Annotated in this window: 19 protein-coding genes; all 19 read left to right on the top strand. The window is 59.2% G+C overall.

What is annotated here, in order from left to right:
- Positions 1–14 precede the first annotated feature (14 nt).
- The 19 genes from ACOYW0_RS19430 to ACOYW0_RS19340 all read left to right on the top strand — a co-directional run bounded on the left by ACOYW0_RS19430 (position 15) and on the right by ACOYW0_RS19340 (position 23,840).
- Complete coding sequence (locus ACOYW0_RS19430) at positions 15–1,112, top strand: ABC transporter substrate-binding protein (RefSeq protein WP_482415436.1); 1,098 nt, start codon at positions 15–17, stop codon at positions 1,110–1,112.
- 329 nt (positions 1,113–1,441) lie between these two features.
- Positions 1,442–3,175 carry an ABC transporter ATP-binding protein gene (locus tag ACOYW0_RS19425; RefSeq protein WP_482415435.1) on the top strand — a complete coding sequence of 578 codons (1,734 nt, stop codon included), beginning with the start codon at positions 1,442–1,444 and terminating at the stop codon, positions 3,173–3,175.
- Position 3,176: 1 nt separating this feature from the next.
- Positions 3,177–4,910: an ABC transporter ATP-binding protein gene (locus ACOYW0_RS19420; protein WP_482415434.1), complete on the top strand. Its 1,734-nt coding sequence runs from the start codon at positions 3,177–3,179 to the stop codon at positions 4,908–4,910.
- Between the two features lie 353 nt (positions 4,911–5,263).
- Positions 5,264–6,427: an MFS transporter gene (locus ACOYW0_RS19415; protein WP_482415433.1), complete on the top strand. Its 1,164-nt coding sequence runs from the start codon at positions 5,264–5,266 to the stop codon at positions 6,425–6,427.
- A gap of 193 nt (positions 6,428–6,620) precedes the next feature.
- The gene (locus ACOYW0_RS19410) at positions 6,621–7,424 is read left to right on the top strand and encodes an outer membrane lipoprotein-sorting protein (RefSeq protein ID WP_482415432.1); all 804 of its coding nucleotides are present in this window, start codon (positions 6,621–6,623) and stop codon (positions 7,422–7,424) included.
- Positions 7,421–8,620: a DUF1302 family protein gene (locus ACOYW0_RS19405; protein WP_482415431.1), complete on the top strand. Its 1,200-nt coding sequence runs from the start codon at positions 7,421–7,423 to the stop codon at positions 8,618–8,620. Before ACOYW0_RS19410 ends, ACOYW0_RS19405 begins: the two co-directional genes overlap by 4 nt.
- 21 nt (positions 8,621–8,641) lie before the next feature.
- Complete coding sequence (locus tag ACOYW0_RS19400) at positions 8,642–11,005, top strand: efflux RND transporter permease subunit (RefSeq protein WP_482415430.1); 2,364 nt, start codon at positions 8,642–8,644, stop codon at positions 11,003–11,005.
- Between the two features lie 105 nt (positions 11,006–11,110).
- Complete coding sequence (locus tag ACOYW0_RS19395) at positions 11,111–11,443, top strand: hypothetical protein (protein ID WP_482415429.1); 333 nt, start codon at positions 11,111–11,113, stop codon at positions 11,441–11,443.
- Positions 11,444–11,451: 8 nt separating this feature from the next.
- Entirely contained in the window at positions 11,452–12,345 is an 894-nt protein-coding gene (locus ACOYW0_RS19390) for a DUF4198 domain-containing protein (protein ID WP_482415428.1), read from the top strand.
- 162 nt (positions 12,346–12,507) lie between these two features.
- A complete protein-coding gene (locus tag ACOYW0_RS19385) occupies positions 12,508–12,732 on the top strand; it encodes a FeoA family protein (protein WP_180143798.1) in 225 nt (74 codons plus the stop codon).
- Positions 12,729–15,206, top strand: coding sequence for a ferrous iron transport protein B (gene feoB, locus ACOYW0_RS19380; RefSeq protein ID WP_482415427.1), 2,478 nt, complete (start codon positions 12,729–12,731; stop codon positions 15,204–15,206). The genes ACOYW0_RS19385 and feoB overlap by 4 nt, the downstream gene beginning before the upstream one ends.
- Before the next feature lie 150 nt (positions 15,207–15,356).
- Positions 15,357–16,166 (top strand): DUF3450 domain-containing protein, encoded by an 810-nt coding sequence (locus ACOYW0_RS19375; protein WP_482415426.1) that lies wholly within the window; start codon positions 15,357–15,359, stop codon positions 16,164–16,166.
- Positions 16,163–17,587 (top strand): MotA/TolQ/ExbB proton channel family protein, encoded by a 1,425-nt coding sequence (locus ACOYW0_RS19370; protein WP_482415425.1) that lies wholly within the window; start codon positions 16,163–16,165, stop codon positions 17,585–17,587. The genes ACOYW0_RS19375 and ACOYW0_RS19370 overlap by 4 nt, the downstream gene beginning before the upstream one ends.
- Positions 17,588–17,590: 3 nt before the next feature.
- The gene (locus ACOYW0_RS19365; protein WP_482415424.1) at positions 17,591–18,187 is read left to right on the top strand and encodes a MotA/TolQ/ExbB proton channel family protein; all 597 of its coding nucleotides are present in this window, start codon (positions 17,591–17,593) and stop codon (positions 18,185–18,187) included.
- Complete coding sequence (locus ACOYW0_RS19360; RefSeq protein WP_482415423.1) at positions 18,184–18,603, top strand: ExbD/TolR family protein; 420 nt, start codon at positions 18,184–18,186, stop codon at positions 18,601–18,603. Before ACOYW0_RS19365 ends, ACOYW0_RS19360 begins: the two co-directional genes overlap by 4 nt.
- Positions 18,600–19,241 carry an energy transducer TonB gene (locus ACOYW0_RS19355; protein WP_482415422.1) on the top strand — a complete coding sequence of 214 codons (642 nt, stop codon included), beginning with the start codon at positions 18,600–18,602 and terminating at the stop codon, positions 19,239–19,241. Before ACOYW0_RS19360 ends, ACOYW0_RS19355 begins: the two co-directional genes overlap by 4 nt.
- 3 nt (positions 19,242–19,244) lie before the next feature.
- Positions 19,245–20,489: a tetratricopeptide repeat protein gene (locus tag ACOYW0_RS19350; RefSeq protein WP_482415421.1), complete on the top strand. Its 1,245-nt coding sequence runs from the start codon at positions 19,245–19,247 to the stop codon at positions 20,487–20,489.
- Positions 20,490–20,700: 211 nt separating this feature from the next.
- On the top strand, positions 20,701–22,101 hold the full coding sequence (locus ACOYW0_RS19345) for a hypothetical protein (protein WP_482415420.1): 1,401 nt from the start codon (positions 20,701–20,703) through the stop codon (positions 22,099–22,101).
- A 260-nt stretch (positions 22,102–22,361) separates the two neighbouring features.
- Positions 22,362–23,840: a hypothetical protein gene (locus ACOYW0_RS19340; RefSeq protein ID WP_482415419.1), complete on the top strand. Its 1,479-nt coding sequence runs from the start codon at positions 22,362–22,364 to the stop codon at positions 23,838–23,840.
- Positions 23,841–23,898: the final 58 nt, after the last annotated feature.

Below are 23,898 nucleotides of genomic sequence, written 5' to 3'. Positions count from 1 at the left end.
CCCACATTGAGGTCATGATGAAACATTTTCTTCTGTCGCTGTCCCTGCTCATCGCGGCATCCCTTCCCGGGGACTGCCTGGCCCTCCCCACCACCTCGGCCGTCCCAAAGGAAGCCCGCACCATCACCGACAACCGGGGCAGGCACGTGGAGGTTCCCTCAACGATAAAACGCATCGCCTTAAACCACGTGAGTATCTCCGAGGCCCTGAAAATCCTGGGATGCTGGGACCGGGTGGTGGCCCGGGATCACCACACCACAGATGCCCTGGTATTCAACAACCTGCAGGACGTCCCGGTGATCACCCTGCAATCGGGAGGGCCTTACAGCCTCAACCATGAACTGGTCCTTGACACCGCGCCGGACCTCTTCCTGTGCGCGGATATCTCCATGGGGGGCTTTGAAGAGATGGAGGCAAAACTCTCCCCCGGTATCCCGGTGTTTGTGGTGGAACTCAACCGCATCTCCACCCTTGAAGAGAACATGGAACTCCTGGGAAAAGTGCTTGGAAAAGAAAAAGAGGCCCGGGCGTTCACCCGGTGGCACCGGAGCCTCGTCCAACGGATTACCGACAGGACAGGGGCGCTGGACGATACCCGGAAGCAGCGATACCTTTTCAAGACCGGGTGGGGGCAATACGACGACATCATGACCTTCACCAACGACTTTGAAGGCATCAAGGAGAGAAACCGCATTATCGGAGGAATCAATGTGGCCGCAGACATCCGGGCCACAGGCGGATGGGTCCAGTCCGTGAACCCGGAGTGGCTCGCGGCCCAGGAGATCGATGTGATTATCTGCGGCGAACCCGTAAGAAACGGCTACGGAGCCCATATTTCAGACCCAGGCATCGTCGCGACCCAGCGTCAAAACTTCATGAACCTTCCCTATGTGGCCGTCACCCGTGCGGCACAAACCGGCCGGGTCCACATGATCTCCGGGGAATTTTTCGGCACGGCCCGCATCACCGTGGCCAACGCCTATCTGGCCAAATGGCTCCACCCGAAGCTCTTTGAAGATCTAAACCCCCAGGCCGTCTTCCAGGAATACCTGCATCGGTTTTTAAAAACCGACATCAACCTGGATGAGACCGGTGTGTTTACCTACCCATAAAATGTCCGAATTAACGATCAGGAGAAGCGACACCGTGCCCCCGGCGAAACCGGTTACTCCCGCGCCCGATGGGCACGGCACTACCTTTGCCCATCCTACAGGAGCCGATGCTTTGAAATTCGCGGAGAAACCACATCCATGGCGATGGTATTCACCATAGGGTTTTAAGGTTCTCCACCTTGCCGCCGAAAACTTTTTTTCCTGTTTTTATTCATCGAAAACACTCTCAACAGCACCAAAGCACACTTTTTAAGAGACCATGCAAAGCACGAAAAAGGGTATCCCGCTATCTTGGCACCATGAACAACCCACACCAACAAGAGGTATGTATGGACAACCCAAAAAGCCTTCTCGCGTCCGGCGAAAGGCGCACCCTGATTCTGGCGGGCCTCATGCTTTCGCTCAGCGTCGCAGCGGGCATCGTCCCCTTTGTCTTTGTCATGGAATTGGTCCGCGAGCTGGCGGGTCCCGCCCCGGAGCGGCAGGCTGTAGTGCTTCTCCTCGTGGGTATTGTCGCCGTCCTTACGGTGAAGGCGGTGTGTTACGGTGCAGCCCATGTGCTGGCCCACACCACCGCCTTCAGGGTCCTTTCCACCATCCGGCTCAGATTGGTCAGGCACCTGGAGCGCATGAACATCGGCTTTTTCCACAAGCACAAAATGGGGGAACTCACGAAAACCCTCAACTTTGATGTGGAACAGGTGGAGCTCTACCTTGCTCACGGGCTCCCTGAAATTGCCTCAGCCATCCTCATTTCCTTTTGCGCCACAGCCATCGTCACCTTCATCGACTATCGACTCGGGCTCTGTCTCGTGGGCATCGTTCCCTTGGTCATCATCACCAACCGGATTCTGCAGCGCCACTGGAAGGAGATGTTCGCCGCCTATTTCCTCAGCCTGAAGACCATGTCCGAAGAGCTCATGGAGTACATCGCCACCATTCCGGCCATCAAGGCCTTCAGCAAAACCGAGAACCGCACGGAAAAGGTGGTGCGGACCATGAACGCCTACAACGACTATGTCCGAAAAATGAGCCTGTCCATGGTGGTCCCGGCGGGCATCTCCGGGGTGATCCTCGAAGCAGGCATCGCCGTCCTTGCCGTCACCGGTTGCCTGCTGCTTCGCAAAGGCGAGATCACCTTATATGAACTGGTCCTGGCCGTTTTTCTCGCCTCGGCATTCTGCGCGTCCCTGGCCCGCCTCTCCCTGTCCAAGCACTTCGGCATCGTCTTCAGAAATTCATCAATGAACATCGCGAAAATCCTTAACGGGCGACCGAGGGAATGCCTCTTCCCTGCCGACGGGGAACCCGGGGATATCCGGCTGGAGCAGGTCTCTTTTTCCTACGAAGGCAACCGAAACGCCCTGTCGGACGTCAGCCTGACCATTCCGGGAGGCTCTCTGGTGGCCCTCACCGGGGTGTCCGGTGCAGGAAAAAGCTCCGTGGCCCACCTCATCATGGGATTCTTCAGGGCCACCAAAGGGCGCGTCCTCATCAACGGCAATGACATAGGCACCTTCACCGAGAAACAAATCTCAGCCATGATCTCCATCGTGCAGCAGGACGTCTACCTCTTCAACACCACCATCCGGGAAAACATCCGAATTGGAAAAGGCAAAGCCACCGATGCTGAGGTGGAAGCTGCCGCAAAAAGGGCCCGCATCCACGATTTCATCTGCTCCCTGCCCGACGGCTACGACACCCTCACCGGGGAAAAAGGGACCCGGATCTCCGGAGGGGAGAGGCAGCGCATCGCCATTGCCAGGGCCCTGCTCAAGGACGCCCCCATCATCATTCTCGACGAGGCCACCTCATCGGTGGACGCCATGAGCGAAACCCTGATCCAGAAAGCCGTCAATGAGCTGAGAAGCGACAAGACCGTGATCATGATCACCCATCACCTCAGTACCATTGTCAACGCGGACCGGATTTTCCTCCTCGACAACGGCACACTCGCGGACCAGGGCACCCACGCCGAGCTTTACCGGGACAACGCCCTCTACCGACACCTGTGGAACGAAAAGTCCAGCGCGGACACATGGACCATCAAGGAGGCCCATTGACATGACCAGACCACCGTTTTTATCGGATATTGCCAGACACCACCTGAAGCTCATGGCCCTTGCCACCTTCCTCTGGGTGCTCTGGTCCCTTAGCGGCATCGCCATCCTGGCGGTGATCATGCACATGATCTACGGGGTCATGACGGACGCCTCCACCGGCTCCATTGCCCTCCATGCCGCAGGACTCGCCGTGCTCATCATAGCCAAGGGGTTCCTTTTCTCCGGGGCGGACATTGCCAAGCACTTCGCAGGATACGGCATCGTGGCAAGGCTCCGGGAGGAGATCACCCGAAAAATGAAACGGCTCTCCCTGGGCTACTACACCCGGGAGCGCCTGGGCAACGTCACCACCATCATCCATCAGGACATCGAAAGCGTGGAAATGGTCGTGGCCCACATCGGCAGCCGACTCATCAGCGACCTCATCGTGGCCCTCGTCACCGGAGGCATCCTCTTTGCCGTCAATCCGGCCCTGGGCCTGTACATGGTCTCCCTTCTTCCCGTGGGCCTCATCGTGCTGGTGGTCGGGACACGGGCCGGGGGTAAGGGCATGGAACGAACCCGTGACGACATGGCCGACATGGTCAGCCGATTTGTGGAGTATGGCCGGGGCATCCCCGTCATCAAGGCCTTCAGCGACAATGACGCCATCCGCACCGGCCTCGAAAAAAGCATTGAGCGCTTCGGCATGAGCAGCAAAGCCTCTGCCAGAACCGCCGCAGGGGTCATCTGCATATATCAGTTTTTCGTGGAGATGAGCCTGGCGGTCCTCGTCGCAGGAGGGGCCTTCATGGTGCTGGGAGCTCGGCTCTCTATTCTGGAATACGCCCTCTTCCTCATCCTGAGCCGGGAATTCTACAAGCCCTTTGCCAACGCGGAGATGTACTGGCTGTACTACATCAAGGGCAGGGACAGCTACCACCGCATCCTGGGCATCACACAGGAGCCTGCCGTGGCCTCCTCCGGCAAACACGAAAAACCCAATAGGTTCGATGTCGCCTTTGAGGATGTGCGATTTGCCTACGACCGCGACGGGTTTGCCCTTTCAAACTGCTCCTTTACGGCCGATGTCAACTGCCTCACGGCCCTTGTGGGCCCTTCGGGCTCCGGTAAAACAACCCTCACCAACCTGCTGCTGCGCTTCTGGGAGATCGACGGCGGCCGCATCACCATCGGCGGAACCGACATCCGGGACATGGACTACGACACCCTGCTCTCCTGCATCAGCATCGTCATGCAGGACGTCATCCTCTTTGGCGACACCATCTATGAAAACATCAAAATCGGCAACCGCACAGCCACCCCGGAGGAGGTACACAACGCAGCCCGCAAAGCCATGATCCATGACTTTATCATGGGCTTGCCCCAAGGCTACGACACCCTCGTGGGCGAAAACGGGGTGGGCCTCTCCGGCGGGCAAAAGCAAAGAATCTCCATCGCCAGGGCCATCCTCCGGGACGCACCCATTGTAATTCTGGATGAAGCATCCAGCAGCCTGGACCCCGTGAACGAGCGGCAAATCCAGAAGGCCATCAGCAACATGGCCGAGAACAAAACGGTGCTGGCCATCGCCCACCACCTGAAGACCATCGCCAACGCCGACAAAATCGTGGTCTTCAACAAGGGGACCCTGGTGGAGGAGGGAACCCACGCCGAGTTTCTCCGGGAAAAAACCCTTTATCACAGCTTGTGGGAATCCCAGCAACAGGGGCAGGCGTGGGCTGTGAACAATTAGCAAAAGACACCTCCGGCGGCCCTGCCGGGGGCCAACCTTTTAAAAAGGTTGCCAAACAGGTTTTAAAACCGATTTCGGCTAACGTTATCGTTACGCCTGTCGCTTTGACCTGACGGACGTTTCTTTCAAAAAGCGATCCGCCGGAGGCAGTGCGGTCAAATCGGCAATGGGCAAGTAGCGATAACGTACCCTGTGACTTCGAAGCTTGTGAGCCAGACCGCATAAACCATTAGCGTTTATGTCGGGCGTAGCCCGAGCCGGAGGCTTGCTTTTGCTCTCGACTTTAACCATAGAAGGCAAGCTAAATCGTTACTCCAGGCGAAAAACAGTGTTGAACCATAAGGAGACCATCCATGCTCAAAGCAGCCATCCTGTCCATCTCGTTACTGACCATCATGGCAAGCGCGGCCATATCCCCTGCCCTGGGGATCATTGCAGCGGCATTTCCCCATGCCGATGCCATGCTTATCCGGCTCATCGTAACCCTGCCCTCAATGACCATCATCCCGGCATCCCTTCTATCCGCAAGGCTCACACGGGTCATGAAAAAACGGACCATCCTGTTCCTGGGCCTTGCCCTTTACATGGCCGGCGGCGTCGGCGGTGGCCTGGTATCGAGCATGGACCTGATCCTGTGGATGCGAGGCCTCCTGGGAATCGGTGTGGGGCTCCTCATGCCGGTATCCACCGCCCTGGTCTCCGATTTCTTCAAAGGCGAAGAGGCCGCCAAGATGACCGGATGGGTCACGGCCTCCAACAACCTTGGGGGCATCATCGCCGTGATCCTCTCCGGATGGCTCGCCTCCTTCTGCTGGCGATACTCCTTTTTCGTCTACTTCCTGGCCCTGGTGGCCGCCTTCTTTGTGGCATGTTTCCTCCCGGAGCCCGAACGGCAGGCGCATATCCAGAAGAAGGGGGACAAACTGCCCTCCGTCACCTACCTTGCCGCAGGCGCAGCCTTTGCCATGATGACCCTTTTTTACGTCCTTCCCACCAACATCGCCCTGTTTATAAAGGAGAGCGGCTTGGGGAATGCGAAGACCGCCGGCCTGGCACTGGCCCTGGTGACAGGCTTTGCCTTTGTCTCCGGGTCCCTCTTCGCCAAAACCAAAGGGGTCTTGAACCACCTCATGGCCCCCGCTCAGATGGGCCTCATGGGGGCGGGGTTCTTCCTGCTCTCCGGCTCGCCCACCCTCCCCCTTCTCTTTTTCGCGGTCTCCCTCATCGGCGCAAGCTTCGGGAACCTCTATCCCATGATCCTCCTCATGGTGGTCCACGGCGTTCCAAAGGCGCAGAACACCAAAGCCATGGCCATGGTCAGCATCTTTCTCTTTTCCGGCCAGTTCTTCTCCCCTCTGTTCTTCGGAGCCCTTGAGGGCCTGACACCCTCCCCGGGTATTCCCGCCATCTTCGGATGTGCCGCAGGCTTTGCAGGGGCCGCTGCCCTGGTGTTTCTCCTGAAGGCCCTTCGGGACATGCGCAGCCACGTGACCGCCGGCGGCCCTCAGCACCCGTAACCCGAGCATGAAACATCCGCCCGCACCGTGGCTGCCGGGAACAAAAATACCCCCGCAAGGTGTTTGGATACCCCAAGGCGACATATCAGGGCACCGTGTGTTGACGGGCATTTTTTCTACCTGCTAAGACTCTTTCTTCATCAAACTTCGTCAACCCTAATTTTCTTTAGATTGCAAAAGCTAAGGTGACAACATGAACAGACGCTGCGTCAGACAACTTTCGATCCCCCTTTGCACTCTCCTTATGGGCATGTTTTTTTCAGTGTCCTGGGTACATGCCCAGGATATTTCGGGCAGGGACATCATGGTCCTGGTGGATGAGTGCCCCGACGGGGACGACCGCATCTCCGAGCTCTCCATGACCCTCATCAACCGAAGGGGGCGCAAGCGTATCCGCCAGGTTGTCTCCTGGCGCAAAGATTACGGCAAAGACACCCGAAAGCTCATGCGTTTCAAAAAGCCTGCCGATGTGGCGGGCACCGCCTTTCTCAGCTGGGACTACGACGACCCGGACAAAGACGACGACAGGTGGCTCTACATGCCTGCCTTGAGAAACACGCGCCGCATCAGCGGAGAGGCCACCAACGACTACTTCATGGGAACCGATTTTACCTATGACGACATGGGGGATCGCAACGTGGACGAGGACACCCACCGTCTCCTCAGGGAGGAGACCCTGGAAGGGGTTGACTGCTGGGTGGTGGAGTCCGTGCCCGTGGATCCCACCGACATGTACACAAAAAAGATCAACTGGATCGACAAGGAAAAAGACCTGCCCCTGAAGACAGAGTACTACGACAAGGACGGGCACTTAAAAACGTACACCGTGGATACCGTGGAAATGATCGGGGGTTTCTGGACCGTCACGGCCATGCGCATGGAAAACAACGTGGAGCACCACACAACCCTCATGACCTTTCGGGATGTGCGCTATGACACCGGATTGAAAGACAGCCAGTTCAAGGTCAACGCCCTGACCCGGGGGCTGCGTCGATGAGGGTAGTTCCCCTGGCTGCAGCCGCCTGTGCTCTCCTCCTGGCCGCCACATGGGCAGGGGCAGAGCAGCTGCCCTTTGCAGGGTACCTGGAGACCCGTCACGCCGTGCAGGTGAAATCCCCCCATGAATTCCTCGCCTCGGAGACGCGGCTGAGGCTGGAAACCGAGGGCAGCCGGGACGACGCCGCCTTTTTCGCATCCATCAACGCCTCGGAGAACCACATCGATGAGGAGTCTTCGGAGGTAACCCTCCACGAAGGGTACGTGGACTACGCAGGGGATGGGTGGGATGTCCGTGCCGGACGCCAGATCATCATCTGGGGCAACTCCGACGGCCTCCAGGTAACCGATGTTCTCTGCCCCTCGGACTTAACCGAATACGCCACCCGGGACCTGGATGAGATTCGCATGCCCATCGACGCCGTGAACCTCCGGTATACGGGTTCGGGTGATCTCACCATAGAAACCGTTCTGATTCCTTTTTTCGAGCCGGCGAAGCTCCCCGAAGCGGACAGCCCATGGCGCGTGGGCACAGGTCCCGACCCCACCCCCACCGAGCCGGACAACACGCTCGAAAATGGCGAAGTGGGGGTTCGGGCGAGCTGGTTCCTTCCCGGGGTAGACCTCACCTTTTCCTGGGCCCGCCTCTGGAACGACCTCCCCGCCCAGGTCGCCGCAGACACAGACCCCGAGCCTTTGGGCTATCGCCGCACCTCCTTTGCGGGCACCACCGTCTCGGTGCCCCTGGGCTCCCTGGTGCTCAGGGGGGAGGCGGCCTGGTTCTCCAGCGCCTCCTTTCCTGCGACCGAGCAAGGGGCACCGGACATAGAAAAGCCCCTGATCAAGGCCATCGCAGGCTGTGACTGGTACCCAGGAGAAAACTGGACCTTCACCGTCCAGGCCCAGGGGGAACACATTGTACGCCACAACGGAGACACCCTCCAAGACGAAGACCGGGGCCTTGTCACCCTGCGGGTCGCCAAAGAACTGTTTCGGGAAAAACTCGAACTCTCGAACATGGTCTATGCCACCCTCAACGACGGAGACCTCTTTAACCGCTTTGAAGTGGACGTCGAGATCACCGACGGATTTCACGCCATGGCCGGTGCGGATATCTTTGCCGGCACCCGGAGCGGCATCTACGGTCGGTACAAAGACAACACCCAGGTCTGGGTCAGAGCCAAGTACAGTTTTTAACTCACCTCAGGAGATTATCCCATGCTCAACCTCATCAACATCAACCACGCGTTCCACCGCATGGCGGAGGCCATCGTCCGCCTGAGGTGGATCAATATCCTTCTTTTTTTTCTGATCACGGGTGTTTGCTTCAGCGGCATGAAGCACATTCAGTTCGACACCTCCTGGGACAACTGGTTCCTGGAAAACGATCCCATGAAAATCGCCGACGACGAATTCAAGGCCATCTTCGGCAACAACGAATACGTGGCCGTCCTCGTGGAAGTGGATGATGTGTTCACACCGGAAACGCTCACCTTGATCCGGGAGCTCGGGGCAGAGCTCAAGGCCAAGGTGCCCTTTTCCGACGATGTGCTCTCCATCACCGACTGCGAGTTTACCGAAGGCAACGACGAGGGCCTTTCCATCTCCGACCTGGTCCCCGACCCGGTTCCCCAAAGCCCTGAAGAGCTCGATCTCATCCGAGCCAAGGCTCTGGCCAGGGACCTCTTTGTCAACCGCATCGTCTCCGACGACTCGCGGCAGACCTGGATCCTCCTTCGCATGAAAACTTATCCCGACAAGTGGCGCAACGCCGACAACATCGGACCGGACATTGCTGCGGGGACCATAGCCAGCACGATTATCGCCCAGCCCAAATACGCACCGTTGAACCCCAGGGGGGCGGGCCTTCCCGTCCTTGCCTTTGATAAAACCTCTTTTTTTAAAAAAGAGACCGTCCGTAACATGGGGCTTTCCCTTATCGCCACGATCATCGTCCTGGCCCTGGCCATCCGCACCCTTACCGGCGTGGTGCTCCCCATGCTCATCGCGGCTTCAAGTATTGTCATCACCTTCGGCATCCAGGGCTTTCTGGGAGTGAAAATTGACCCGTCCATGATCCTTGTGCCCATCTACCTCGGCCTTGCCGTTGCCATCGGCTACGCCATCCACATCTTCGGTTTTTTCAACCGCCACATGGCAGAAACCGGAAAACGAAGGGAGGCTGTCTTTTTCGCCGTGTCCGAGTGTGGCTGGCCCCTCCTGTTTACAGCCCTTACCACCATCGGGGCCCTGCTCTCCTTCCACTTTGTCCCGGTCAGGCCCATCCGTTGGTCGGGCTCCACGGCATCGACACTCGTGGGCACCACCTTTTTCCTCACCCTGGTGCTCATCCCCTCAGTCCTGAGCATCGGCAAGGATCGCGCCCCAAAAAAAGGCAAAGCCCATGCCCACACCACGGCACTCCTGAACAGCCTCAGCCACAAGGTCCTTGCCCACCCCACGGCCATGGCCATCGCCTTTATGGGGATCTTTATCCTCTGCAGTGCAGGGCTTCACCGATTTGAGGTCTCCTTTGACATCATCAAAAGCTACGGCCTGAAAATTCCCTACGTGGCAAAAATCTTCCACGTCGCCAACTCCAAGGTAGGCTCCCTCTACTCCTACGACCTCACCGTCACCTTCCCCGAGGCAGGCGACGCCAAGGTGCCTGCCAACCTGAACGCCTTTGCCGAGCTGATCCGGGAGGCCGAAGGGTACGAACTCACCAAACGGGTCACCTCCCTGATTCCCATCATCAAGGACATGAACCGATCCCTCCACAGCGGTGCCGACGCCTTCCACACCATCCCGGAAAACCGGCAGATGGTGGCCCAGCTCCTCCTGCTCTATGAAAACGCAGGTGGGGCCGAAGCGGAAAAGTGGGTGGACTACGACTACCAGCGCCTGCGCATGCAGATCGAGATGGGGGATTACAACTCCGCAAAGGCCAAACGGGAGCTCGAATCCCTCAAGGCCCATGCCCAGACCCTCTTTCCCGAGGCCACCATCGGCCTGGCCGGTTCCATCGCCAAGTTCACCTTTATGCAGACCATTGTCTCCAAGGGCCAGCTCGTCTCCTTTGCCATTGCCTTGGGGGTGGTGACCCTTCTCATGATGCTGGTCTTCGGCAGCGTGAAAATCGGCCTCATTGCCATGATCCCCAACATCGCCCCTGCCATGGCCATCGGCGGGCTCATGGGTTGGTTGGATATCCCCCTGGACATGATGACCATCACCATCATGCCCATGCTGTTGGGGCTTGCCGTGGATGACACCATCCACTTCATCAACCACTGCCGCCTGGAGTTCCAAAGAACGGGAAACTACGCCACAAGTATCCGCCGCACCTTCAACACCATCGGGGTAGCCATCTGCATGACCTCGTTAATCATCACCGCCAATTTTTCGGTTTATACCACCTCGGTGGCCAAGGTCTACGTGCACTTGGGGCTCCTTACGGGCATCGGTATCCTCACGGCCCTGGCCGCAGATCTCTTCGTCACACCGGCCCTGTTGCTAAAAGTCAAACCATTCGGCAAGGAGAGATCAAGCGATTCGAAGTCGGAGAGCGACGCAGCCTAAAAAAGCCCGAAAAATCGACACCATTGGATTGACCTCCCTGTAAAGCCGGAGACATGTTTTTGCTCTGCTGATCAACCACCCAACGACCATGAAAGGAACCCCGATATGACGTTTCGATCCATTCTTCTTGCATGGGCTCTGGCGCTCTGCCTTGCGACCACCGCCTCGGCCCACACCCTGTTCATGTCCGTCTACGACAACGAAGACGGCACGGTCACCGTGGAAGGGGTCTTTTCCACCGGATCTGCTGCCTCGGCCGTTGAAATCCGGCTTGAAGACCCCAGCGGAAAGGTTCTCTTAAAAAAACAACTCGACGAATTGGGGGAGTACACCTTCACCCAGCCGTCGGGAACCTACGACATCGTTCTGGATGCCGGGCCCGGTCATATCGTCCGGGAATCCGGCCCGGAAAAGCCCAAGGACAAACACGCTAAATGAGGTACCCCATGAAAAAACAACTGGCGATCATCGCCACCGCAACAGCCACCCTTCTCATCAGCGCCAACGCCATGGCCCACTCCCTGTGGGTCAACCTGGACAGTTCGTTTACCCACCCGCCGGGCCATGCGGTGTCCTCCATCGGCTGGGGTCACACCATGCCCCTGGACGATTTTCTGGCATCAGACTGGGGAAATGTGGAGATTGGCCGGTATGTGCTCATCAGCCCCGATGCAAAGGCAACGGACCTTCCCCTTCCGGTCATCAAAAAAGAGAAGGCAACCCGCAGCAACGGGGACATGGACCTGGAGGGCGGGGACCTGGGCCTCCGCAAATTCACCCTCACCGACAAAACGGAAAAAGGGACCTGGCAGGTGGTCACCGATTCCAAGGTCACCTATTTCACCCAGTACGTGGACAAAAAGGGCAAGGTGAACATGGCCACCAAACCCATGGACACCATCCGTGGCGCCGCCTCCTTCAACTTCAGCGCCCGCTACAAGGCAGAAGCGAAATCTTACATGACGGTCGGCCAGTGGAGCCAGCCCGGAAAGGCCGGACACGAACTGGAGATCACACCCACCTGCGACCTTTCAAATGTCCGCGTCGGCGACCTTGTCACCTTTGAGGTCACCCTTAAGGGGAAAAAACTCAACTGCGACATGGACGGCATGAACATCCTGAATGCCAGCAGCAACGCCTTCGGAGGCCCCGACCACTTCTGCCTCGCCTCCAACATCATGGACGGCAAGGCCCAGTTCCGCATCCCAGCGGCCGGAGCCTGGCGCATCAGCACCATGGTGCGCAAGGAAGTCACCGCCGACAATGAGCTCAAGGACCTGCAAGGCAAATGCACCACGGTCTACTACAGCTCCACCCTGACCTTGAAGGCCAAGCCTTAAGGGGCGGTACAAAAATCAACCTTACAAAAGCGATGCCTCCGGCGGCAAGGTGAGCCACCTTGAAAGCTGGTTGCCGCTGCGCTTTACCCCTCGTTTCTCGGGTTAAAGCGCAGCGGCATTTAGTCGTAAGGTGTGTATTTATTTTTTATTTGGAGCATTCGTATGAACCTGAACGACATCCCGCCCGGGGAAACCGGCCGGGTAACCACCATCACGGCATCGGGCATGCTGGACAGGCGCCTTGCGGGCATCGGCATCTGCCGGGGTGCGGTGATCAAAGTAATCCGAAGCGCCCCCTTAAAGGACCCCATCGAAATTGAAGTAGAAGGCTGTTACCTGAGCATCAGAAGACGGGAAGCCACCTGCGTAGGAATGGAAAAGACATGAAGCAATGCACGCCCTTGGCGGCCCTGGCCGGTCAGCCCAACTGCGGGAAATCCACTGTGTTCAATGCCCTGACAGGGGCCAACCAGCACATCGCCAACTACCCCGGCGTCACCGTTGAAAAACGCTCCGGCACCCTGTCCGCCAACGGCACCCGGACCACGCTGGTGGACCTGCCAGGAACCTACGCCATCACCTCCTACTCCCTGGAAGAGCAGGTGGCCTGCGATTTTCTGGTGGACTGCCGCCCAGATCTGGTGATCAATGTCCTGGACACCACCAACCTCAAACGTAGCCTTCCCTTAACCCTCCAGCTCATGGAGCTCGGCGTGCCCATGCTGGTCAACGCCAACATGATGGATGCGGCCGAAGCACGGGGAATTCGCCTCGACACCGATGCCCTGGGACGTGCCCTGGGCCTTGAGGTAATCCCCACGGCCATTAAAAAAGGCACCGGCAAAGACGCCCTTGAGAGCGCCATCACCCGATGCATGGTCCATGAGCACACCACGGCTGATACGCACCTTGTCCACTACGGGGCCTTGGAACCGGCCATCGCCGACCTCTCCAAAAAGGTGATGGAGATGGCACCGGAGACCCGTGGACAAGGCCGCTGGGTGGCCCTGAAGCTCCTGTCCGGGGACCACCGGGCCGACACCACCCCGGGACGGATCCTCTTACAGTTTGCCTCTCTCTTCTCCCTTGCAGACGGGTACCGCATCGCCTTTCGCTCCGACACGGGCATGGCCCCGTCCCGATACATTGCCGAAAAAAGGAGGGAAAAGGCCTCGGAGATTGCCGAGGCGTGCCTGTCCACCCGAACAAAACCGAAGCGCCCCTTGTCCGACCGCGTGGACGCCGTGGTCTGTCACCGTATCTTCGGCCCGATCCTTCTGGTGGCTGTGGTCTGGCTCCTCTACCAGCTGGCCATTGTCCAGGGATACCGCCTCACCGGCCTCACCTGGCCCCTGCTCCTCAAGGGGAAAACCATCCTGACGACCCTGCTGCCCGATGCAGGCTTCATCCATGTGCCCATGGCCCGCGCCCTGGGCCTCTGGGTCGCCGACAGCATCCTGGCCCTTCTCAACTACATTCCCATCTTCCTGATCCTGTTTGCCCTCATCGCTGTTCTGGAAGACAGCGGGTACATGCCCAGGATGGCCTTTATCCTGGACAAGATCTTCCACCGATACGGACTCCACGGTCAATCCACCTTGCCCATGGTTTTGGGCGGGGTCTACGCAGGGGGCTGCGCCGTTCCGGCCATCATGTCCACCCGGGGCATCCCCGACGACAGGGCACGCATGGCAACCATCCTCATCATCCCCATGCTCAACTGCCTCGCTAAAATCCCCCTCTACATCCTCCTCATCAATGCGTACTTCCCGCAACATAAAGGTGCAGCCCTCTTTTTCATCTCCACGGTGACCCTGTTCATGGTGCTCCCGGTCTCCAGGCTCCTCACGGCAACGGCCCTGGCCCGTCGGCCTGTGGCGCCGTTTATCATGGAGATGCCCGCCTATCACCTCCCCAGGGTTCGCAGCGTCATCCAAAGCGCCGTCTCCAAGGTGTGGCTCTTCGTCAAAAAAATCGTCACCGTGGTGGCTGCCGTGGCCGTCATCGTCTTTGTGCTCATCGAATTTCCCGGCCTGAGCGACGAACGCACCGCCCACTTTGACCGCAAGGCCCATGAGATCAAGGCAGCCTTTCTTGAAAAGGTCGCAGAGAATCCCCTGGCCGTGGGGATGACCGACGAGAGGGTCGAGGCCCTGGTCCGCTATGCCGACAGCTACAAATCTGCCCGTTTCGGCGCCTCAACCCCGGCAGCCAGGGAAAAAGTCGATGCTCGGTTCACAAACCTCTCTCCTGAATTTTTCACCATGGTCAATCCCGGGAAAAACCCGGACGGCAGACGTATCCGGAGAGACCTGAAAAAACTGATTCGCAGCAGAAAGAAACTGAAACACACCATGCAGCAGGAGGTGATGGAATCCAGCTTCATCGGCATGGCAGGAAAGGCCCTGGAACCTGTCACCCGTCACGCCGGATTCTCCTGGCGAATCAATATCGCCCTGCTCAGCGCCCTCATGGCCAAGGAGAACAGCGTGGCGACCCTAGGCGCCCTCTACCAGCCGGAAAGCGGCGGCCAAAGCGTCTCCGAAGGCATGAAAAACCGGGAGAAAGGGTTTACCCCGTTGCACGCCCTGGCCCTGATGCTCTTCATGGCCCTCTACCCCCCATGCCTGCCCGCGGCCATGATGGTCAAGCTCCAGACAGGGTCCTTTGCATGGATGGGCTTTTCCATTGTTTTCCCGGCATTTCTTGCCCTTGCCATCGCCTCGGGACTCTTCACCCTGGGCTCGGTCCTTGGCCTCACGGGTATGGAAGCCATGGCCGGGTTTTACCTGATGGCCCTCCTTGTCACCGTTACCGTGGGGCTCTTTCCATCACGACCCAAAGGAGCCCCATCGATTTAGGTACCCCAAACTTTTTAGCACCACCTTAAAAAATGTATTGACACACAATTTGTCAGCCGTTAAAAACTTAGGGTGTTCAGGCCCTGAGTCGCCCGTCATTGTTGCGTTATTTTTCTTTTCACTATTCATCAACCTAAAGATAATTTCCCCATGGTTCATCATCCCACACCCACGAAACGCCAGAGGCGCCGTACGTCAAAACGGGTCGGAACGCTTCTCCTGTTGTCCCTGGCGGTCGGTTTCACAGGACCAGGCCTCACATGGTCCGACTCCCTTCCACTGGATGAAACCGTCCGCCAGGACATTTCCCTTGCCCACACCACCCAGAAACGGGAGGGGGCCTGGGAAAAAGAGCGCCGCACTCTGGAGGCGAAAATCTCCCAACTGGAGAGCACACAACGAAGCCTTCAGGAAGAGGTGAACGCCCTTCTCTGGGCAAACGGCCGAAAGGAAAAAGAGGCCGCCCGCCTAGACGGGGAGATCGCCAAGGCATCTCACCTTACCGAAGGGCTCTCCCCGCTCATCGCCGATGAGGCGCAGCGCGCGGCCCAGGTGGTTACCCAGAGCCTCCCCTTTTTGAAAAACGAACGGGAAACGCGCCTTGCCGCCCTCACCGACTGGGTCAAGGCACCGGCCACCAAGCAGGCTGAAAAGCTGGAGCGGCTTTTGGAGCTGTTCACCATCGAGACACAGTTCGGCCACACCAGTGAAGCCTGGCAGGAAGAGATTGAGGTGGAGGGCGAGCCCATCACCGTCCAGCTCCTCAAGGTCGGACGATTGTCCCTTTACTACCTCACCCTCGACGAAAAGGGGTGCGGGGTCTTCAGTCCGGAAAAAGGTGCCTATGAGCCCCTTCCCGCCAACTGTGCTCCCCACCTCAAGAAAGCCATCGCCCTTGCCCAGCGAGAGCGAAGTGCCGAGCTTGTCAGTCTGCCCATCGGGAGGATCGTGACCCCATGAAACGCATACTCATTGTTGCTGTCCTCTGCCTTGCGACGGCCACCGCAGCCTGGTCCGCAGACCTCCGGCAGGCCATGAAAAACGCGGAAACAGCCCTTTACGAACGACAGACCGCAGACCGGGAATCCCGCACCCGCATCGCCGGAGACCGGGAGAGCCTTACCCGTGAAATCAACCGCCTGGCCGCCGACATCAAACGGCTCAAGGCCCAGGTTGTGACAGAGACGAAACGCGGCGACGAACTCACGACCCGGGTCACCGCCCTCACCGAAAAACGGAACCGCCTGGACAAGGAGGTGGGACGCATCGTGGCCATTGTGCGCACGGCAGCGAAAAACCTCCGGGATCTCTGCATGGCCTCACCCTTTTCCGTCTTTGCCCCCGAGAGACTGGCCCACCTGGAGACCCTGGCCGACGGCACCCAGTTCCCCGGTATCACGGACCTGGAAGCCCTCTTTGGGTATTTCGCCGACGAGATCGCCCGGTGCAGCGAAGTGGCCATGCGCAACGCCACCGTCACCGGCCGGGACGGCATCTCCCGGGAGCTGCCCCTCTTGTCGGCAGGGCCTTTCATGACCCTGGCCGTCAAGGACGAGGGCGCAGAACCCCTTCTCTATGCCCCAGCCACCCTCTCCTTCACCGAGCTTCCCGCCCCGCCGGGACGCATCGTCGGGTGGCGTCTCAACCGGTACGTCAAGGGCAAAACAGACACCCTGCCCCTGGACCTGAGCTCCGGAGCGGCCCTGGACCACCTGCGACGCACCCCGAGCTTTACCGAGCGCGTCCGCAACGGCGGCCCCCTGGTGTGGCCCATCGTCCTCATCGGCCTGGCCGGGCTCTTCATCGGCATCGAGCGCACCCTGTTCTTGAAAAAGGTCCACGACAACACGGACAACACCATGGGCAAGGTCAACGAGCTGGCAGGCTACGGGCAGTGGGAAGAGTGTGATCTCATCGTCAAGGAGCAGAAGACCACGCCGGTGTACAACGTCCTGAGAAAAGGGCTCCAGGCCAGGGGCGAAAGGCGCCAGGTGCTGGAGACCATCCTCCAGGAGGCTATTTTAAAAGAGCTTCCCCGCCTGGAGCGGTTCCTCCCCTTCCTCGGCATGCTCGGGGCGGTGGCGCCCCTGCTGGGCCTTTTAGGCACGGTAACCGGCATGATCGATACCTTTGAAGTGATTCACATCGCCGGCACCGGCGACCCGCGCATGATGTCCGGGGGCATCTCCACGGCCCTCATCACCACCATGCTGGGCCTTGCCGTGGCCATTCCCATCATGCTTTTGCACACCGTGCTGAACCGCCGGGTGGAGCACATCATCGGCGACATGGAAGAAAAAGCCGTGGCCCTGACCAACATCGTCCACCGGGAAACCATCGGGTGCTGCGCCCAAGGCTGCGCCAAACAGGTGAGGGCCTGATCCATGGGAGATCTCCTCACGGCCATTTTCGGCTACATCGACAGCGGCGGCGCGGTGATGGTTCCCATCATGATCTGCTCCCTGGTTCTCTGGGCCCTCATCTTCGAACGGCTCCTCGTCTACCGGCAGGTTGAAAAACAGGACCTCGACCTGGGCGCGGCCCTTGCCCTGGTGCGAAAGGGAGATCCCGGGCCGAACCTTCCCGGGCTTCGCAGGGAACTGGTTCGGTTCATGGCCGAATACGGCACCGACTCCCCCAAGGTGAACCGGGGCCTTCTCCACCAATACCGGCTCCAGAAACGGCCCCACCTCACCCGGCGCATCGGCCTCATCGCCACACTGGCCGCTGTGGCGCCCCTTTTGGGGCTTCTGGGCACGGTGAGCGGCATGATCACCACCTTTGACGTCATCGCCCTCTTCGGCACGGGCAACGCCCGGGCCATGGCCGGAGGGATCTCCGAATCCCTCATCACCACCCAGAGCGGCCTGTCCGTGGCCATCCCCGGGATGTTCATGGGCGTGCTTCTCATGCGGCGGGCCCATCGCCTCTCCGCCAAACTCGACGAAACCATCAGCATCATTCAAAGGAGCATGACGTGATACGGGTCCGGGACTCCCTGAGACGCAACAGCAGCACACCGGAGGTGAACATCTCTCCCCTCATCGATCTGGTGTTTCTGCTTCTCATCTTTTTTATGGTCACCACCAGCTTTGTCAAAGAGACCGGCATCGACATCAACCGGCCCCAGGCAGAGACCAGCGTGGTGTCCAAGAAGAACGCCATCCTCGTGGGGATCGCCGAAGACGGCTCGGTCCACTACGACGGAAAACCCATTGACATCCGAAGCGTTCGCCTCCACATCGCGCGTGCCGTGGCCGACAAGCCCGACGCCGATGTGGTGGTGATCGCCGACAAAGCCTGCCCCACCGGGACCCTCATCCGGGTCATGGACCAGTGCCGTCTGGCCGGGGCTTCACGGGTCAGCGTCGCCACCCAGAACAAGGGGGATGCATGATCGCCACCGGCCCCCGAAACCCCATGGTCCTTGCGGGCCTCCTGGCCCTGGGGGTGAACATCTTTCTCTTTGCCCTGCTGCCGGGCATGCGCACCGCCCCGGCAAGGAGCGATGAGACCTTTCGCCTGCGGCCCGTGACCATGGTGAAATTAAAGGAGCTGACCCCGCCGCCCCCGGCAAAGGCCCCGGAAAAGCCGGTGAAACAGGAAAAACCCATGAAACCCAGGTTGGACCTGCCCATCGACCCCACCCCGGTGCACACGGCAGCCGCCCCCACCCTCAAGGTGGGACCGGCGCTCCCGGAATTGGACACCACAGCCTTCAAACCGGGTCCGGTGGACATGGTCTTCGGCGAGGCACAACTCGACAAACTCCCCATGCCCTCCCACAATGTGGCGCCCATCTACCCGTTTCGGGCCAAACGCCTGGGAATCTCGGGAAGTGTCACCGTGAAGTTCCTCGTGGAAAAAGACGGCCGTATCCACGATGTGGAGATCACGGGGTCCAACCCGCCCGGCGTCTTCGACAGGGCAGTCATGGATGCCATCGGCCGCTGGACCTTTACCCCGGGGGAGATCACCGGAGAGCCTGTGCGGGTCCGCGTTACCAAAACCATCAACTTCAACCTGGAGAATTGACCCATGGGACCCATCACACATTCTCCACTGTCTGCCGCACGCCTTATAGGGGTCTTCCTCTGCGCCGGGCTCATGGCCCTGGCAACGGAAAGCCTGGCAGGGACCTGCGACTCTCAGCCCTCGCCCTCGGTGGCCATGGCCCTGACCAAAGCGTCCAAGGCCATTGAGAACGAACGCCCGGAAGAGGCCCTGGCCACCCTCACCAAGGCGGCAAAACGTGCGGGCAAACGAAGCCACCATCTCCTGGAGTTTCACCTGGGCGTTCAGCTGGTCCAGGCCGAAGAGCCTGAAAAAGCCCTGGAGCGTTTCAGAAACGCCACCGCCCTCTGCGACAGCTTTGCTCCGGCCTGGCAGAACCTGGGCCGGGTCGCCTACGAAACCGAGCACTTCGGAGAAGCTGCCGAAGCACTGGGCAAAGCCTTTATCCTCACCGGAGAGACCCGCCCTGCCCTTCGCTATTTTGAAGCCCTCTCCCGGTACCGGGAAAAATCCTGGGGGACCTGCGTCACCCTCTGCCTGGATCTGTTTGCCCGGTTCCCGGACTGCCGGAATGTGGGGTGGGTTGAACTGGCAGCAGCCGCGGCTCCCCAGGCAGGAAAACGTCCTGCCGTGATCAAGGCCCTTACGAATCGCCTGCCCATCATGGGGGGGGAACCCAAACTCCGCAGGAGCCTTGCAGGCCTTCTCCTTCAGGAAAAGCGCTACCCCGAGGCCATGGTCCAGCTCCGAAATCTGGATCACCTGGGGGACATCACCGACGCAGAGCTTCTCACCTTAGGGGACCTCTTCCGGGCTGAAGACCTCCCCCTGGATGCCGCCGCCTGCTACCGGCGCCTGACGGAAAAAGGAAAAGGCAGCGCCGAGCTCACCCGAAAAGAGGCCGAGGCCCTCATGGCAGGATTCAAACCCGAGGCGGCCCTGGCAGTTCTGGAACAGGGCGTCGTCACATGGGACACAGAGCGTCTCTGGCTCCTCACCGGCCAGCTGCGGTTCGAGGCAGACGACCTCAACGGGGCAGAAGAGGCTTTCCGCAAGGTCCTTTCCTTCACCCCGAACCAGGGCCATGCCCTCATGATGCTGGGTTATGTGCTCTTTCAGCAGGAAAAACCTGAAGAAGCCCTTCCGTGGTTGAACAAGGCCGTTAAACGCGCCCCCAAATGCCAGGCAAAACGGTTGAGGGACCACGTGGTAAAGCTCCTTGCAGAGCGCAACAAAACCAAAAGTCAGCCCCCGGCAGTGAGGGGCTGAAGCGATAAGGAGCGCTCCGGCCCCTCTGAAGTCGGAAAGCATTCACCCGCCTTGCAACTCTCCTTTTTTGTTTTTTGGTAACCATTCCGTTATGCCTCGGGCAGGTCCGCCTGAGGCATAACGGAATACTCATAATATTTTTTTGGCCATCAAATTCGGAATGCCAAAATTTTTACCACAACCCAAAAACAAAACAGACAGGAGGCCCCCCATGCCAACCTTTCAGGTTCCCGTACCGCCCTTGACCCGCGATATGGCTCCGGAAGACACCCCCGTGGATGCCTTTACCCGTTTTTTCCGAAAAGCCAAGTCCCTGGGATGTTTCCCTCGCCCAGCAGACGCGTCGCCCTCCTGCGCCTTTGGCAATGAAGAGCCCGAACCCTATGCAACGGGAGGACTGGCCCCCGTCACCGGGCCCGGAGCCCGAAGCCTCTGGCACACCTTGTCCGAAGCCCCCCTCCACCCAAGGCAGGCGGCGACCCTCCGCGTCCCCTTCGGCACGGGCACAACCGGGGATGAGATCCCAAGCCAGATCCCGGTGGACGCACAGCTCAGTACGGCCTACGCCGATGCTGTCATTTGCGACATCATGCGTGACGGAACGCGGCTCAGCACCCAGGGCAACCCTATTCACGCGTTCCTCGTAAACGGTGGTATCCCGACTGCCCTGGCCCCTTCAGACCTTGCCCGTATCATTGAGGCCGCTCGCCGCAACCTCCCCCTGGCCAACGACTGCGAAATAACGGTTGAAGGGCGCATCGCCGACATGACACCGGAGATGGCCCGCGCCATCACACGCGCAGGGGTCAACCGAGTCTCCCTGGACATGCTCAGCTTCCAGACCCCGCTCCGGCAAGCCATGGGGCGGCGGGCCGACGGTGAAAAGGCTGCAAACAGCTTATCGGAGCTTATCAGCACCGGCCAGGCCACCGTGAGCGTGGGGTTGACATACGGTCTCTCCGGCCAGAGCCCCGACATGTTTCAACAGGACCTGGAAACCCTTGTGTCTTTAAACCCCGACGGCATCGATCTCGTACCCCACGTGCTCCTCCATGGCCGGGATACCGCCCTTGTCCGGGAGCAGTATGCCCTCTTCGAGAAGGGCTCAGAGACCCTGGCCGCCACCACCTGCCGCCGCATCTCAGCAGGGCATTGGGCATGCACCCCCAGGGAACGAAATCTCTCTTCTTTTCTGGCGTCACAGCAGGCCCCCAGCATCCCCTTTGGATGCGGAGCGGAAGGCTTTGTGGACGGTCATCGCGTTCTCATGACCGACCGGCTGGATGACTACCTCAACACCGCGGGACGGGAGAAACCCGTGGCCATGATCCTTGCTCCGGTGGCCAATCACCGTCTCGCCAGCCTCATCAGATCGCAGATGCAGACCCTGGCCCTCGACCTGGCCGGGCTGGGCCGACACGCGGGCGAATCCTCCCCCATGGCCCTTCTGCCCCTGCTCCACTGCTGGGCGGATGCCGGCCTGGTCCGCATTGAGGGCCACATTCTGCGCCCCACAACCGCCGGTGAATACTGGCATGCCACCCTCACCCGGGGACTCATCGACTACCTTGCCCTCTACGAAGAGATGGGCAGCCCGGAGCCGTGCGTGTAAGGGACCCAATGACACGCCACAACTAGCAATCCAAATAAAAAAAGCCTCCGGTGGCCCGCCGGAGGCAACTGCATAGTTATCGCACGGCAATCAAGAATAACTAACAAAGAAGAGGAATCGACTTGAAATGAATCAAGGTGTGGTGTAAAAACCCAGTGACTAAAACACTCGTTTACAACACATTGCTCGTGTTTCGATATAAGAGCGTATCCTTACCTGAGAAATCCCGATAGTGTTCATTTCAATTGTATGGAGGATTCATGAAAACGAAGGTGTTTTTGGTGTCGATGTTCCTTTTTCTACTCGCCTGCGTCGCTCCGGCGACGGCCCAGCTCCCTGACCTGCCCGACGTGATCAGCTTGAGATCGTCCACCCGGGCATTCAACGAAGTGTACTATTTTGCCATCCACGACGGCCTGATCTACGTTAAAGAGCGGGTCGACGGGACCTCGTGGCAGCTCCTCGGGAACACCGGGTCCCCGGAAAACCTGTTGGGCAACCCCATCACCGCCGATGCCATGGAGGAGATCTCCGTGGACGGCCCCATTCTCATCACCGTCTCCGAGACACGGCAGATTTACTACTGCAAAAACGGGTACGCGGCCCCGGGCGCCATCTCGTGGACGGACCACTGGGGTACGCCCCTGGGGGCCGGTGCGGGGATCTCTCTGCCCGAAAACATCCGGGGCTGGGCCCTGTCCCAGGACGACCTGTTGCGCAACAAGTTCTACTACGACCAGAACGGCAACGCTTACCCCTGCATGGTCACCACCATCTACGCCCTGTTTGAAAACGGCCGGGAGATTCACTTCACCGACCCCTGGACCCCGCCGGACTGGGGCTACCGCATCGCAGGGCCTTTCAGGGACCGATTCATCGCCGAGAACTTAAGCGCTGCATCCTCCACCCTGTTTGTCATCAACCGCTACGGGGATATGTACACCCACCAGAACGACTTTGATATCGGCGGCGGCAACCCCTTTTTCAACTACACCTACGAAGACGACGTCCACTACGCCACCAACAATGCCATTCTCAACTTTAGCCTGGTAAGAAAACGAAGGGTCCCGGATCAGGTGTGGTACAACCAGCCCAAAATCCACGGACGCATCACCAGAAACATCACCATCCTCTTTCCTGAAGACGGGGTTCCGGGAGAAAGCGATCGAATTTTACGGGTGGAAGGGGTTAACGAGGAAGGAAAGCCCGGGTATTTTGAAAAAAACCTGGAAGGAATTTTCTGGCGCTTTGTGGAAACCCCGGGACGGATCATCCCCGAAGAGGATTTCATTGAGAACCCGCCGGAGAACATGTCCCACCTCACCCTGGGGGACGCGCCGGAGTACGCGTTTTCCGGCACCATGACCAACCTCATCCATGGAGACGTGGAGGCGGAACTCACCGGGTTCAGCCTGGTGGCCTCCCCTGCCGAACTCAGGCTCAAGACGGAGGGCGGTACCTGGATCACCCTCCCGCTCCACCACCACTTCACCCTGCGAAACACCGTCCGGGAACACCCCGGGGAAGACGGCGACTTCGTGGACTTAAAAGGCGCCATTGAAATCCCTGCGGAGCTCAGGCGTTCCGAGGACAAGGAGGTCACCGACCTGCTGAGGCGTTATTTTTACGTGGGAAAAGGAGAGGAAAAGCGGTTCGTCAACATCTCCATGGAGGCAAAAACCGATGCGGTGAAACTTCACACCACCTCCCTGTCCATGAAGATGGCGTTTTCAAAGTAGCTGCCCGGTGAGGCACGGGCACACGCATATGAATAATTGGTCTCCGGCAGCCCTGCCG

The sequence above is a fragment of the Desulfoluna sp. HI9BLuna genome (assembly GCF_056829775.1).
Note: the sequence above shows the minus strand (reverse complement) of the source record. Positions and strands in the feature narration are given on the sequence as shown.

What these genes read in the sequence shown, in the direction of transcription:
- ACOYW0_RS19430 (WP_482415436.1), top strand. Translation starts at nt 15, where the DNA reads ATGATGAAACATTTTCTTCTGTCGCTGTCCCTGCTCATCGCGGCATCC.
- ACOYW0_RS19425 (WP_482415435.1), top strand. Translation starts at nt 1,442, where the DNA reads ATGGACAACCCAAAAAGCCTTCTCGCGTCCGGCGAAAGGCGCACCCTG.
- ACOYW0_RS19420 (WP_482415434.1), top strand. Translation starts at nt 3,177, where the DNA reads ATGACCAGACCACCGTTTTTATCGGATATTGCCAGACACCACCTGAAG.
- ACOYW0_RS19415 (WP_482415433.1), top strand. Translation starts at nt 5,264, where the DNA reads ATGCTCAAAGCAGCCATCCTGTCCATCTCGTTACTGACCATCATGGCA.
- ACOYW0_RS19410 (WP_482415432.1), top strand. Translation starts at nt 6,621, where the DNA reads ATGAACAGACGCTGCGTCAGACAACTTTCGATCCCCCTTTGCACTCTC.
- ACOYW0_RS19405 (WP_482415431.1), top strand. Translation starts at nt 7,421, where the DNA reads ATGAGGGTAGTTCCCCTGGCTGCAGCCGCCTGTGCTCTCCTCCTGGCC.
- ACOYW0_RS19400 (WP_482415430.1), top strand. Translation starts at nt 8,642, where the DNA reads ATGCTCAACCTCATCAACATCAACCACGCGTTCCACCGCATGGCGGAG.
- ACOYW0_RS19395 (WP_482415429.1), top strand. Translation starts at nt 11,111, where the DNA reads ATGACGTTTCGATCCATTCTTCTTGCATGGGCTCTGGCGCTCTGCCTT.
- ACOYW0_RS19390 (WP_482415428.1), top strand. Translation starts at nt 11,452, where the DNA reads ATGAAAAAACAACTGGCGATCATCGCCACCGCAACAGCCACCCTTCTC.
- ACOYW0_RS19385 (WP_180143798.1), top strand. Translation starts at nt 12,508, where the DNA reads ATGAACCTGAACGACATCCCGCCCGGGGAAACCGGCCGGGTAACCACC.
- feoB (WP_482415427.1), top strand. Translation starts at nt 12,729, where the DNA reads ATGAAGCAATGCACGCCCTTGGCGGCCCTGGCCGGTCAGCCCAACTGC.
- ACOYW0_RS19375 (WP_482415426.1), top strand. Translation starts at nt 15,357, where the DNA reads ATGGTTCATCATCCCACACCCACGAAACGCCAGAGGCGCCGTACGTCA.
- ACOYW0_RS19370 (WP_482415425.1), top strand. Translation starts at nt 16,163, where the DNA reads ATGAAACGCATACTCATTGTTGCTGTCCTCTGCCTTGCGACGGCCACC.
- ACOYW0_RS19365 (WP_482415424.1), top strand. Translation starts at nt 17,591, where the DNA reads ATGGGAGATCTCCTCACGGCCATTTTCGGCTACATCGACAGCGGCGGC.
- ACOYW0_RS19355 (WP_482415422.1), top strand. Translation starts at nt 18,600, where the DNA reads ATGATCGCCACCGGCCCCCGAAACCCCATGGTCCTTGCGGGCCTCCTG.
- ACOYW0_RS19350 (WP_482415421.1), top strand. Translation starts at nt 19,245, where the DNA reads ATGGGACCCATCACACATTCTCCACTGTCTGCCGCACGCCTTATAGGG.
- ACOYW0_RS19345 (WP_482415420.1), top strand. Translation starts at nt 20,701, where the DNA reads ATGCCAACCTTTCAGGTTCCCGTACCGCCCTTGACCCGCGATATGGCT.
- ACOYW0_RS19340 (WP_482415419.1), top strand. Translation starts at nt 22,362, where the DNA reads ATGAAAACGAAGGTGTTTTTGGTGTCGATGTTCCTTTTTCTACTCGCC.